The organism is Bradyrhizobium sp. ISRA430 (assembly GCF_029909975.1).
GTDB lineage: Bacteria > Pseudomonadota > Alphaproteobacteria > Rhizobiales > Xanthobacteraceae > Bradyrhizobium.
This window is the reverse complement of the sequence record NZ_CP094516.1, coordinates 485,603-498,329: the sequence shown is the minus strand read 5'-3', so window position 1 is coordinate 498,329 and position 12,727 is coordinate 485,603. Positions and strand designations below refer to the sequence as shown.

Below are 12,727 nucleotides of genomic sequence, written 5' to 3'. Positions count from 1 at the left end.
AGGACGCAGCAATGCGCTCTCTTCGTTTCCGACTGCTGGCTCTGTGGATCATGCTGGTCGTCTCCGGCATTGCGACCGGTTACCTGCTGTTCGAGTCATTTCAGCAGACCGCCAATGCGCGCCTGGCGCGGTCCGAGGAACTCGTCGCCCGCGCCTGCCGCGATCTCGCCGACCGCTATCAATTCTTCGTCGCGGGCTGGTCTGGCGGGCCGATCGACGATCGGCTCAAAGGCGAGCTGACCGGTGTGACCCAGACCGCTCTCGCCGGCGCGGCCGGTGTGGAAGGCGGAATCTGGCAAGCCGACGCCGGCTCGCTTGCCTACGCATTTCCGACCTACGAAGGGACCGGCCCGAAGACCGATCTGCCGGCAGCCGAGCAGTACACCATTCGCGAGGTCAACTCCGAGGCCTTGCGCTCCGGGCGCCCCGCATCGATCCAGCAAGCCGGCCGATCCCAGGTCCTCATCGTGCATGCGTGCCCGCTGCGCGGCCCGTTGCAAGGCGCCACCGGCTGGACCATGACGCGGGTCTTCACCGCGCAGGGACCCGCATACACGCAATTGCTGGCTGGCCTCATGCTTCTGGCCCTGACGATCTTCGGATCGGCCCTCTGGCTCGCCCGACTGCTCTACACGTGGTCGCGCAACATCGCGCTGATCGAGAGCGAGCTTGACCACCGGCGGGACGGTCTGGTCGACCTGCCGAAGCTGGCGCGTACCGGCACGCCCGAGCTCGATCGGCTGGTGGATGCCTTGAATGCGACCGGCGAGCGTCTCTCGCTCGAGCGCCGGCGCGCCGCGAGCGCCGAGCGGCTCGCCGCGCTCGGCCGCCTATCGGCCGGCCTTGCGCATGAAATTCGCAATCCGATCGCAGCAATGCGCTTGAAGGCCGAGAACGCGCTCGCCGTCGCTGACGGCTCACGCAGCAACGCGGCTCTCAGCACCATCCTGCAACAGGTTGACCGGCTCGATCTTCTGTTGCGGGATTTGCTGGATATGACCCAGGTGCACGAGCCGAAGCTCACGGACGTCGATCTTGCGTCCTTCATCCAAAGGACGTTGGACGCCCATCGCGAGCTCGCGGCCGCCAAGGACCTGATCATAACGGCGGGAACAGAAGGCGCGTGCCGGGAGTTGCCACGGTTCGACCCCTTCCAGATGCAGCGCGCGTTGGACAATCTGATCCTCAACGCCATCCAGAACTGCCCGCCCGGAGGCATCGTGGCGGTCGACGCCCGCCGCCGGGATGGCAGCCTGGTGCTGCGGGTTGCCGATACCGGTGCCGGCATTTCCGCCGAGCTGCGCGAACACCTGTTCGAACCGTTCGTCACCGGACGGCCGGACGGCACCGGGCTCGGTCTTGCCATCGTGCGCGAGATCGCGCGAAATCATGACGGCGAAGCACGGCTCGTGCCGGCCCCACGCGGCGCGACGTTCGAGATCGAGGTGCCATGGCGATCATCCTGATTGTCGATGACGATGCGGCGCTGCGCGAGGGTCTTGCCGAAGCGCTGACCGACCTTGGCCATACCTCTCGCCTGGCGGCGTCCGGCCGGGAGGGCCTTGCCGCGCTCAGCGACGACGTCGACGCCGTGCTGCTCGATCTGCGCATGCCCGGCGGCATGGATGGCATCGAGGTGCTGCGTCGAATCCGGTCGGAACGCGATGCGCCGCCGGTCGTGGTGCTGACGGCGTTTGCCAGCGCCGCGAACACGATCGAAGCCATGAGGCTCGGCGCCTTCGATCATCTCAGCAAGCCGATCGGCCGCGAGGAGCTGAAGGCGCTACTGAAGCGCCTGCCCGAACGCGCGCATTCGATCCTGGTACCCGCGCGCGAGGCCGGCGACAGCTTGATCGGATCGAGCGAGGCGATGCGCAGCGTCCAGAAGGCGATTGGGCTCGCTGCCGACAGCGATGCGATCGTCTTGATCCATGGTGAAACCGGCACCGGCAAGGAGCTGGTGGCTCGCGCACTCCACATCTACGGCAAGCGCAAGGATGATCCGTTCGTCGCGGTCAATTGCGCGGCCATTCCCGAAGACCTGCTCGAGAGCGAATTGTTCGGCCATGTGAGGGGCTCCTTCACAGGCGCGACCGCAGACCGGGCCGGCGCGTTTCGCGACGCCGGCAATGGCACGCTGTTCCTCGACGAGATCGGCGACATGCCGCTTGCCATGCAGGCGAAAATCCTGCGCGCCCTGCAAGAGCAGGTCGTTACCCCCGTGGGTGGCAAGCCGGTGCGCACCACCGCGCGCGTCATCACTGCCACCCATCGCGATCTTGCCAAACTCGTCGCGGCGAAGGAGTTTCGCGAAGACCTCTACTACCGGCTCAACGTCCTGCCCATTGCGATTCCGCCGCTGCGCGAGCGCGCGGCGGATATCGTCCCGCTCGCCGAGCACTTCCTTGCCCGTGTTGCCACGCCAAGCGGACGGCACAAGCGGCTCAACGCCGCGGCGATCGAGAAGTTGCAGCGGCATGGCTGGCCCGGCAACGTCCGCGAGCTTCGCAATGTGATCGAGCGTGCCTACATCCTAACCCGGTCCGACGTGATCGGGCCCGGCGACATCGACACCAGCCGCGCCGACGTGCAGCCGCCAGATTCCCCTCCCGATGCGGACCTTCCGGCCGCAGTCGCGCAGCTTGAGAAGACGATGATCCTACGCGCGCTGGCTGCGTGCGATGGCAACCGGACGGAAGCTGCGCGCCGACTCGGCATCAACCGCCAGCTTCTCTACACCAAGATGCAGCGCTACGGGATTGCGGCGGAGGCGTCAGAAAACCTGACGGACCGTGTCCGCAAAGACGACGAATAACCCCGGCACCTTGCAACAACTCCTTTGAAATCAACGATCTCGCGACTGGCATATCGCTTGCTCAAGCATGGCCAGGCGACATCGTCGCGAAATCGAAAGGAGTTGTTCCATGAAAACAGCACGCATGCGATGGCCGTTATATGCGCTGCTCGCCACCACGGCGATCGGCGCCAATGCGGCCGCCTACGCGCAGACCACAGGCCCGATATGGGATTCCTCAGAGCTTCCGGAGTCGCGCGGCACGGTCAAGCAATACACGCTGACACCGCGCGGCGACGTCGATGGCATCATCCTGACCGATGGCACCGAGGTGAAGCTGCCGCCGCATCTGACAGCACAAACGGTCTTCTCGATCCACCCGGGCGATCAGGTCTCGATCCGCGGCCTGCGGGCCCGCGCGGTGGCCCTGGTCGATGCCGCATCGATCACCAATGTCGCCACCGGCCGCAGCGTCGTCGACAGCGGCCCGCCTGACCGGCGCGATCGCGGTCAGGACCAGATGATCAACGGCAGGATCGCCGCGCCGCTGCATGGCAAGCGCGGCGAAGTCAACGGCGCGCTGCTGGAGGACGGCACAGTGCTGCGCCTCCCACCGCCGGAGGCTGAACGTCTGCAGGACTGGCTGCGGCAGGGTCAACCCGTCTCAGTGCGCGGCGGCATCCTCGACACGCCACTCGGCAGAGTGGTCGACGTGCAGGCGATCGGAAACTCGCCCGAGCAGATGAGCGAACTCGCCGGCCCGCGGCCGCCCCGCGGTCCCGCGGATGGTCCCGACCGGCGCGGCCCGCCGCCGCCTCCGCCCCTGCCCGGCTCTGGTCTTCCACCTCCTCCGCCCCCGCGCAGCTAATGCGTCCGTTCAATCAACCGAGAAAGAAAAACCAATGCATTGGATCGATCCCGACTACCTGCCCGAAGTCGAAGGCACCTTCGAGCGCTTCATTCTCAATCCCCATGGTGAGGTCGATGGCTTCGTCATGAAACCTGACGGACGGACTGTAATCCTGGTTCACACGCCACCGCACCTGGCGAGCGAACTGACCCGCCACCTCTCCCCCGGCGACACGGTCCGCGTTCGGGGTGTGCGGCCGCGCGGGGCCGACCTCGTCGCCGCCGTCGCCATCACCTCATCCGGTGGGCGACAGATCATCGATGAGGGCCCGGAGCCCGACCGCAAACATCCAAAGCTCAAGCATCAGCCGATGGCCGCCGAAGGCAATGTACGGATGTCTCTGTTCGGCCCAAGGGGCGAGCTTCGCGGCGCACTGCTTTCAGATGGCGTCGTTCTTCGCATCGGGCCCAAGGAGGCCGAGAGCGTCGCGACCCTGCTCGCGCCGGGTGCAAAGGTCGCCGCGCGCGGTGACGGAGCCGAGACGCAGCACGGTCGGGTGATCCATGTGCTGGAGATCGGACCCGGCCCGCACGCACTGAAGCCGGTCAAGACGCCCAAACCCAAAGACAAGACCAAATCCCACGCCGAGGTCCGTGCGGCCTAGGCGGGCGCTCACGGCGAGGACGAAACGCACCGCATTGGTCTGGAGGCTATCGTGTCCACACCTGCAGATCGCAGACGCGCCAGCCGCGCGCTGGATGCGGCCAACTTCTTCCTCGCCGATGTCCGCGATGGCCTCGGCCCCTATCTTGCGGTCTATCTCCTCACGGAGCAACGATGGAACGAAGCCCGGATCGGCCTTGTGATGTCGATCGCTGCGATCGCCGGAATTGTCGCGCAGACGCCGGCGGGCGCGCTGATCGATGCGACCAGGGCCAAGCGCCTGGCGATGGCTGCCGCAGCCACTCTGGTGACGGTCGCCTCACTGACGCTGCCGCTCTTCCCGCGCTTCGTGCCGGTCGCCATCTCGCAAAGTATTGCGCATGCCGCCGGCGTGATTTTTCCGCCGGCGCTTGCCGCCGTATCGCTCGGCACGGCTGGCCATCGCGCCTTCACCGCACGGATCGGACGCAACGAGACGTTCAACCACGCGGGCAATGCCGCGGCTGCGGCGATTGCGGGCATCGGGGCCTACCAATTCGGTTCAACCATCGTGTTCTACCTGCTCGCCTTCATGTCGCTGGCAAGTCTCGTCAGTATCATGCTCGTCCCCGAACGTGCCATCGACCATGACCTTGCCCGCGGTTTGGCTGACGGTCGCGCAGGCGAGCAGCCGTCGGGCTTCAGCGTGCTCCTCACCTGCCGTCCCTTGCTCGTCTTCGCGATCTGCGTCCTGCTGTTTCACCTCTCCAACGCGGCGATGCTGCCGCTGGTCGGGCAAAAACTCGCTCTTCAGGACAAGAACATGGGCACCAGCCTGATGTCGGCCTGCATCGTCGCGGCGCAGGTGGTGATGGTGCCGTTCGCGATGCTGGTCGGCGCCTGTGCCGACCGCTGGGGCCACAAGCACTTCTTCCTCGCCGCGCTCTTGATCCTGCCCATCCGCGGCGCACTCTATACGCTCTCCGACAATCCGTACTGGTTGGTCGGCGTACAGCTCCTCGATGGCGTCGGCGCCGGCATTTTTGGCGCGATCTTTCCCGTGATCGTCGCCGACCTCATGCGCAACACCGGCCGCTTCAACGTCGCCCAGGGCGCGGTCATCACGGCGCAAAGCTTGGGTGCAGCCCTGTCGACCACACTGGCCGGCCTGGTCGTGGTCGGCGCGGGCTATAGCGCAGCATTCCTCACGCTTGGTGCAATCGCCGCGATCGGCGCCGTCGTCTGCGTCTTTGCCCTTCCCGAGACGCGCCAAATCGCCCATACAGCACCACCGCAACGGGGGACGACGGTGCTGCCCGCTTCGACCATTGCAGCCGAATAGCCATCGAACGAGGACCGACATTGCCACTCGCGCCGCACGACAATCTTTGGGCCTGGAGCATCATCCTGCCGGCGACCGCAGGCGTGATCATCCGCCCCTTTCGCCTGCCGGAGGCGGTCTGGGCACTGGCCGGTGCTGGGAGCCTGGTGCTGTTCGGCTTCCTGTCGTGGGACGACGCGCTCACCGGTATCGCGAAGGGTATCGACGTCTATCTCTTTCTGATAGGGATGATGCTGATCGCCGAGCTGGCGCGGCTCGAAGGCCTGTTTGACTATCTCGCTGCGCTTGCCGTGGAATATGCCGGCGGCTCGCCGCAGCGGCTGTTCCTGCTGATCTATCTCGTCGGTACGCTGGTGACGGTGCTGCTCTCCAACGATGCCACTGCGATCGTGCTGACGCCCGCCGTCTATGCCGCGACGCGCGCGGCCGGCGCAAAGCCGCTGCCCTATCTCTTCGTCTGCGCCTTCATCGCCAATGCCGCGAGCTTCGTGCTGCCGATCTCGAACCCGGCCAATCTCGTGGTGTTCGCCTCCCGCATGCCGCACCTCACCGAATGGCTGCGCCTGTTCGCGCTGCCCTCGCTCGCCTCGATCGTGCTGACCTACATCGTCCTGCGCCTTACCCAGCATCGGGCGCTGAAGGAGGAGACCATCGAGCACCGTGTGCCGCACCGGAAGCTCAGCCGCGGCGGCAAGCTGACGGCTGTCGGTATTGCTGCGATCGGCGCCGTGCTGCTGACGGCCTCGGCACTCGACAAGCAGCTAGGCCTGCCGACCTTCGTCTGCGGCGTGGTGACGACCGGCCTCGTTCTCATGCTCAACCGCCAGTCGCCGCTGCCGGTGCTGAAGCACGTGTCATGGAGCGTGCTGCCGCTGGTCGGCGGCCTCTTCGTCATGGTGGAAGCGTTGGTGAAGACCGGCGTGATCGGCCATCTGTCCGCGTTGCTGCACGAGGCCGTCGCGCAGTCGATGCCGAAAGCTGCCTGGAGCGTCGGGATCGCAACCGCGATCGCCGACAATATCGCCAACAACCTGCCGGTCGGTCTCGTGGCGGGATCGATCGTCGCCAGCGACCATCTGCCGGCCTCCGTCGTCAGCGCCATCCTGATCGGCGTCGATCTCGGGCCGAACTTTTCGATCACCGGATCGCTCGCCACCATCCTCTGGCTGGTGGCGCTGCGGCGGGAAAAGATCGAGGTCGGCGCCTGGCCATTCCTCAAGCTGGGCCTGCTCGTGACGCCGCCGGCCCTGATCGCGGCGTTAGCTGCGGCAATCTGGTAGCCGCACACTGGGCTTAAGCGCGGCTATTTGCGCCATATCAATATCGCCGGCAAGAACGGACCTATCATTCAGCTTGTCGCGCCTGCTCATGCGGCGCGGCAAGGAGGTCCATCATGCAGAATAAGGAATTGCCGAAGCACTTCTCGCCGCGCCGCCAGATGCAGGCTTTGGCCCGCCCGGGCGAACATCAGCCCGAGAAGGCCAACGCTCTGCTCGCGTTCACGGCCGCGGTGCTGCTGCTCCTGCTCGCCATCGTGGCGATCGACCAGCATAGCGCCGCACTGGAAGCGATCGGCCTGCTCGGTCATACGGCGACGATCGATCCGATCTTCATGAGCCCCTGACGCGCCGAAGACCCGTCGAGCGGGTTGATCGCGGCGACACCGCCGCGATCAACTATTGCGATGCCGGCGGACAAATCCGCCCGCGAGCACGGTCAGTCGTTCTCGTAGCCGTAGACTTCCGGCAGGATGAAGATCGCGGCGAGCAATCCGATCAGCGGGAAGATCGCGACGAACAGCGTGGCATTCGCCTGTCCGATCGCCGCGAACAGCGACGGGAACAGGAAGATCGCCAGGAACGACGGCAGCTTCACGAACATGTAGGCAAAGCCGCTCGCGGTGCCGCGATATTTTGGCTTCGCAACCATGGTCGGGATCGTCATGCAGTTCGAGGCATCCCAATAATGGCCCCACAGCATCGCGGCCGCGGCGAACGGCAGCAGCATCTTGTTGTCGGTGTAGAGCGCGAAGGCCGCGACCAGGAGCGAGGCTAGCACGATGCCGAAGCCGGCGATCGCGATGCCGCGATGGCCGATCTTCGGCGTCAGCAGCGGACCGACCCAGCCCGACACCGCGGCAAGACAGAACAGTCCCATCGTCACCAGGTTGTTGCCGAGCACGCTCGACACGCCGACCATGACAAACAGCACTGGCAGGTAGAAGGCGAAGGTCGAGAACTCGCTGCCCTGGGCGAAGCAGGCGATCCAGCCGTAGATCGTGGCGCGCCAGCGGATCGGATCCTTCTTGAGGTCGGCGAGGAACGCGCGGGTAGAGACCTTCGGCACCTCGACGTCCCGGTCCGGCAGCATGTCGAGATTGTCGTTGAACATCTCGCGCGCGACCTGCTTGGCCTCGCGGAAGCGTCCCTTCTGCACCAGCCACACCGCCGTCTCCGGCACGTCGTGGCGCATGATCAGGATGATCAGCGCCGGCACCGCACCGAGACCGAGCGTCACGCGCCACAGCAACTCGTGCTGCATGTCGATCAGGAGGAAGATGACGATGACGCCGATGGTTAGGACTTCGCCGATCGCGAACATGAACTGCCAGCGGTTGCCCATGACCTCCCGCTCGCCCTTGGCCATGGATTCCATGATGTAGGTGTAGCCGGTCGAGATGTCGGAGCCGAGGGGAATGCCGAGCAGGAAGCGGATCACGACGAGCCAGCCGACGCTGGGCACGAAGGCCTGTGCGAGCGCCAGCACGATGAACATCACCATCGTCACCAGGAACATCACGCGGCGGCCGATCTTGTCGGACAGCCAGCCTCCGAGCAGCGCGCCGATCAGCGCGCCGCCCTGCGTGCCGGCGGCGGCAAGGCCCAGCATCAACGGATCGGGATTGTACTGCTCGCGGATGAAGATCAGTACGAAGGCGATCGAATACAGATCCCAAGCCTCGACCAGGATCGAAGCCATCATCAGCCAGCCAACCTTGTTGCCTTTCGGACTGTAGTTGGTGATGAGGTAGCGGACCGCGGCTTCGCTCGCGATCGGTTGTGGCATGGCCATCGTTGACATGTTGTCTGGTCCTCCTGAAAACTCGTTACGTGCCCAGTAGCGGCTCGATGCTGCAATCGAGCAGTCGCGGGTCGATCCCCGCCTCCATTCCCGTGAACATCAAGTCCATGTAGTCGATCAGTGCATCGCTGGCCTTCACCGCATCATCGACGCGGCGGCTGGCGACCGCATTGAGAATAGCCAGATGATGATCGATCGTACCGGACAGGTCGGCCTGGCCCGGCATGAAGCGGTGATGGATGAAGCCGATGCGGCGATAGAGCGTATGCAGCGGCCGCAGCGTGTGGGCGAGGAACGGCTCGCCGGCCGCCTCCAGCACCAGCGCGTCGATGCGGCGATCGATGCTATTGAATTCGTCAAGAGTGAGGCTCGCACGCCGCTCGCGCAGCAGCCGCTCGATGTGCAGGGCCTGGTTGCGATGCGAGAGGCTGGCGCGGTCGGCTGCAAGACGGATCACGAAGCGCTCCATGTCGCGGCGCAGGCCAAGCAGCATGCGCTCGCGCGCCAGATCAATCGGGGCGATGTGCAGCCCGTGGCGCGGGCGGATGATGATCAACGTGTCGGCGGAGAGGCGATTGACGGCGTGATGCACCGGCGTGCGGCCGAAGCCGGTGATCTGCTGCAATTCCAGCATGGTCATGAACTGGCCGGGCTTGAGCTCGCAATGGACGAGCAGCTCCTCAATTCTTTGATAGGCAAGCTCGAAGAAGTTGATCCGATTGCGACGGCTGGGCCGGCCCTCGCCGTCGTCTCTCACCACCTCGAGCGCGCGCTTGCGCCGTGCCATGTCGTCCTCCCGTCGGCCCGCATTGTCGTCCTTGCAGGGCGGCGCCTTGTTTGTGGCCCTCTTAAAACATGTTGTGATATATTACAAGCAGGCGTAAGACTGCCCGCCGAGACCGCCGCTTCATGCGGCGCGGAAATCAACAACAAACGGGCGCAACGCGTTCGTGACGGGAGGACTGTTGCCGTGAAGATCACGTCGATCGAAACCTTGCGCACCGAGGAATTCTCCAACGTCATCTGGGTACGCATCCACACCGACGCCGGCGTGATCGGTCTCGGCGAGACCTTCTATGGCGCGGGCGCCATCGAAGCGCAGATCCACGACACCTTTGCCGCCCGCCTGCTCGGCCGCAATCCGCTGCACATCGAGGCGATCCACCGCGACATGCTCAACCTGCCGATGGCGCAGTCCTCGACCGGCGTCGAATATCGCGCGGCTTCGGCGATCGACATCGCGCTGTGGGATCTGTTCGGCAAGGTCTGCGGCCAGCCGGTGCATCAGATGCTCGGCGGTCTCTGCCGCGACAAGCAGCGCATCTACAACACCTGCGCCGGCACCAAATACGTCCGCTCGACCAATATCAGCCCGGTCGCCAACTGGAATCTCGGCGAGTCCGAAGGACCATACGAGGATCTCGACGCCTTCATGACCCGCGCCGATGCGCTGGCCGAGAGCCTGCTCGAAAGCGGCATCTCCGCCATGAAGATCTGGCCGTTCGATCCGGCGGCGCAGGAGAATAAGGGCCTGTTCATCACCGCGGCGCAGATGAAGCAGGCGATCGAGCCGTTCGAGAAAATCCGCAAAGCCGTCGGCGACAAGATGGAGATCATGGTCGAGCTCCACTCGCTGTGGAATCTGCCGACGGCTAAGCAGATCGCCCGCGCGCTCGAGCCGTACAGGCCGACCTGGTACGAAGACCCGATCCGGATGAACTCGCCGCAGGCGCTGGCCGAATATGCGCGCTCGACCGATGTCTGGGTCTGCGCCAGCGAGACGCTGGGGTCGCGCTTCCCCTACAAGGACATGCTCGATCGCGACGCCATGCATGTGGTGATGGCGGACCTGTGCTGGACCGGCGGCCTCACCGAGGGCCGCAAGATCGCCGCCATGGCCGAAACCTATCACCGGCCTTTTGCTCCTCACGATTGCATCGGCCCGGTCGGCTTCGTCGCCGCCATCCACATGTCCTTCAGCCAGCCCAACACGCTGATCCAGGAATCGGTGCGCGCCTTCTACAAGGGCTGGTACAATGAGCTCGTCACCACCATGCCGGTGATCAAGGACGGCTACGTCTTCCCGATGGAAGGACCCGGCCTTGGCGTCGACCTCCTGCCCGCGGTATTCGACCGCAGCGATCTCACCGTGCGCCGCTCCAACGTCTGAGGAATTTCGAGATGAGCACCTCCCTCTTCGACCTTTCCGGCCGCACCGCGCTCGTGACCGGCTCTTCCCGCGGCCTCGGCCGCGCCATCGCCGAGGGCATGGCCAAGGCCGGCGCCAAGATGATCGTCAACGGCGTCGATCCCAAGCGCGTCGAGCAAGCCGTCGGCGAATTTCGCGCCGCGGGGCACCAGGCCGAGGGCGCGGCCTTCAACGTCACCGATGAGGCGGCCATCGTCGCCGCCTTCGATGCGTTCGACAAGAAGGGCCTTGCCGTCGACATCGTCGTCAACAATGCCGGTATCCAGCACCGAAAGCCGCTGGTAGAATTCACCACGGATGAATGGCGCAAGGTGATCGAGACCAACCTCACCAGCGCCTTCGTCATCGGCCGCGAGGCAGCCAAGCGCATGATCCCGCGCAAGCACGGCAAGATCATCAATATTGGCTCGCTCGGCAGCGAGCTGGCGCGCCCCACCATCGCGCCCTACACCGCCGCCAAAGGCGGCATCAAGAACCTCACCCGCTCCATGGCGGTGGAATGGGCCCAGCACGGCATTCAGGCCAATGCGATCGGCCCCGGCTACATGCTCACCGACATGAACGAAGCTCTGGTCAACAATCCCGACTTCAACAACTGGCTGATGGGCCGCATTCCCTCGAAGCGCTGGGGCAAGCCGGATGAGCTGGTTGGGGCCGCGATTTTCCTGGCTTCAGATGCCTCCACCTACGTCAACGGCCAGATCATCTATGTCGATGGTGGCATGATCGCCGCGATGTGATCGCGAGCGAGAAACAAGGGAACAGGCCATGCGCGCCGTCGTCATCCACGCACCGAAGGACCTGCGGATCGACAGCTATCCCGATGCGGCGCCGGGTGCAGGCGAGGTCCGCGTCAAGATCGCAAATGGCGGCATCTGCGGCTCGGACCTGCATTACTATCATCATGGCGGCTTCGGCACCGTGCGCATCCAACAGCCGATGGCGCTGGGCCACGAGATCGCCGGCGTTGTCGCGGCGGTCGGTGACGGCGTCAGCCATGTGAAGCCGGGCACGCGCGTTGCCGTCAACCCGAGCAAACCGTGCGGCCAATGTCTGCATTGCCAGGAAGGCATGCGCAACCAGTGCCTCGACATGCGCTTTCTCGGCAGCGCGATGCGCTTTCCGCATGTGCAGGGCGGCTTTCGCGAATTCCTGACCGTCGATGCCACGCAGGCGGTGCCGATCGCCGACAGGCTATCGCTGGCGGAAGCTGCGGTCGCCGAGCCACTCGCGGTGTGCCTGCATGCCGGCAAGCAGGCGGGTCCCCTGCTCGGCAAGCGTGTGCTGATCACTGGCTGTGGCCCGATCGGCGCGCTGATGATTTTGGTTGCGCGCTTCGGCGGCGCCGCGGAGATCGTGGTGACGGATGTTGCCGAGGCGCCGCTAGCGGTCGCCAAGAAGCTCGGCGCCAGTCACGCCATCAACGTCGCGGGCAATGCTGCGGCGCTCGATGCCTGGCGCGCCGGCAAGGGCGTGTTCGACACGCTGTTCGAAGCCTCCGGCAACCAGGCCGCGCTGCGCACTGCGCTCGACCTGCTGCGGCCGGGCGCCAGCCTCGTGCAGCTCGGCCTCGGCGGCGAGATGACGCTTCCGATCAACACCATCGTCGCCAAGGAATTGCAGCTCCGCGGCACCTTCCGCTTCGATCCCGAATTCGAGCTCGCGGTGCGGCTGATGGGCGAAGGCCTGATCGACGTGAAGCCGTTGATCACGGCCACCATGCCGTTCGAGAACGCGGTCGCCGCGTTCGAGCTCGCCAGCGACCGCGCCCAATCGATGAAGGTGCAGTTGACGTTCTGAGGCCAGCCG

At 65.2% G+C, this 12,727-nt stretch carries 12 protein-coding genes; 10 read left to right on the top strand and 2 right to left on the bottom strand.

Going from position 1 to position 12,727, the window contains the following annotated elements; all coding sequences use genetic code 11:
• Positions 1-11 precede the first annotated feature (11 nt).
• The 7 genes from MTX21_RS02700 to MTX21_RS02670 all read left to right on the top strand — a co-directional run bounded on the left by MTX21_RS02700 (position 12) and on the right by MTX21_RS02670 (position 7,252).
• Positions 12-1,466, top strand: a complete 1,455-nt coding sequence (locus tag MTX21_RS02700) for a HAMP domain-containing sensor histidine kinase (RefSeq protein ID WP_280970397.1) — start codon at positions 12-14, stop codon at positions 1,464-1,466.
• Positions 1,451-2,815: a sigma-54 dependent transcriptional regulator gene (locus tag MTX21_RS02695; protein WP_280970396.1), complete on the top strand. Its 1,365-nt coding sequence runs from the start codon at positions 1,451-1,453 to the stop codon at positions 2,813-2,815. The genes MTX21_RS02700 and MTX21_RS02695 overlap by 16 nt, the downstream gene beginning before the upstream one ends.
• 109 nt (positions 2,816-2,924) lie before the next feature.
• Positions 2,925-3,662, top strand: a complete 738-nt coding sequence (locus MTX21_RS02690) for a hypothetical protein (protein WP_280970395.1) — start codon at positions 2,925-2,927, stop codon at positions 3,660-3,662.
• A 34-nt stretch (positions 3,663-3,696) separates the two neighbouring features.
• Positions 3,697-4,308, top strand: coding sequence for a hypothetical protein (locus tag MTX21_RS02685; RefSeq protein WP_280970394.1), 612 nt, complete (start codon positions 3,697-3,699; stop codon positions 4,306-4,308).
• Between the two features lie 51 nt (positions 4,309-4,359).
• Positions 4,360-5,628: an MFS transporter gene (locus tag MTX21_RS02680; RefSeq protein WP_280970393.1), complete on the top strand. Its 1,269-nt coding sequence runs from the start codon at positions 4,360-4,362 to the stop codon at positions 5,626-5,628.
• Between the two features lie 20 nt (positions 5,629-5,648).
• Positions 5,649-6,908, top strand: coding sequence for an arsenic transporter (locus MTX21_RS02675; RefSeq protein ID WP_280970392.1), 1,260 nt, complete (start codon positions 5,649-5,651; stop codon positions 6,906-6,908).
• A 113-nt stretch (positions 6,909-7,021) separates the two neighbouring features.
• Positions 7,022-7,252, top strand: a complete 231-nt coding sequence (locus tag MTX21_RS02670) for a hypothetical protein (protein ID WP_280970391.1) — start codon at positions 7,022-7,024, stop codon at positions 7,250-7,252.
• Between the two features lie 92 nt (positions 7,253-7,344).
• On the opposite strand, the gene MTX21_RS02665 is transcribed toward MTX21_RS02670, so the two are convergent.
• Both MTX21_RS02665 and MTX21_RS02660 read right to left on the bottom strand, forming a co-directional pair.
• Positions 7,345-8,709 carry an MFS transporter gene (locus tag MTX21_RS02665; RefSeq protein ID WP_280970390.1) on the bottom strand — a complete coding sequence of 455 codons (1,365 nt, stop codon included), beginning with the start codon at positions 8,707-8,709 and terminating at the stop codon, positions 7,345-7,347.
• Between the two features lie 25 nt (positions 8,710-8,734).
• Positions 8,735-9,496: a GntR family transcriptional regulator gene (locus tag MTX21_RS02660; RefSeq protein ID WP_280970389.1), complete on the bottom strand. Its 762-nt coding sequence runs from the start codon at positions 9,494-9,496 to the stop codon at positions 8,735-8,737.
• Between the two features lie 183 nt (positions 9,497-9,679).
• Between MTX21_RS02660 and MTX21_RS02655 the strand changes: the two genes are divergently transcribed.
• Genes MTX21_RS02655 through MTX21_RS02645 form a run of 3 tightly spaced genes read left to right on the top strand, consistent with a single transcriptional unit; the run spans position 9,680 to position 12,718 of the window.
• Positions 9,680-10,879, top strand: coding sequence for a mandelate racemase/muconate lactonizing enzyme family protein (locus MTX21_RS02655; RefSeq protein WP_280970388.1), 1,200 nt, complete (start codon positions 9,680-9,682; stop codon positions 10,877-10,879).
• 11 nt (positions 10,880-10,890) lie between these two features.
• Positions 10,891-11,658 (top strand): SDR family oxidoreductase, encoded by a 768-nt coding sequence (locus tag MTX21_RS02650; protein WP_280970387.1) that lies wholly within the window; start codon positions 10,891-10,893, stop codon positions 11,656-11,658.
• 28 nt (positions 11,659-11,686) lie between these two features.
• Complete coding sequence (locus MTX21_RS02645; RefSeq protein WP_280970386.1) at positions 11,687-12,718, top strand: L-idonate 5-dehydrogenase; 1,032 nt, start codon at positions 11,687-11,689, stop codon at positions 12,716-12,718.
• Positions 12,719-12,727: the final 9 nt, after the last annotated feature.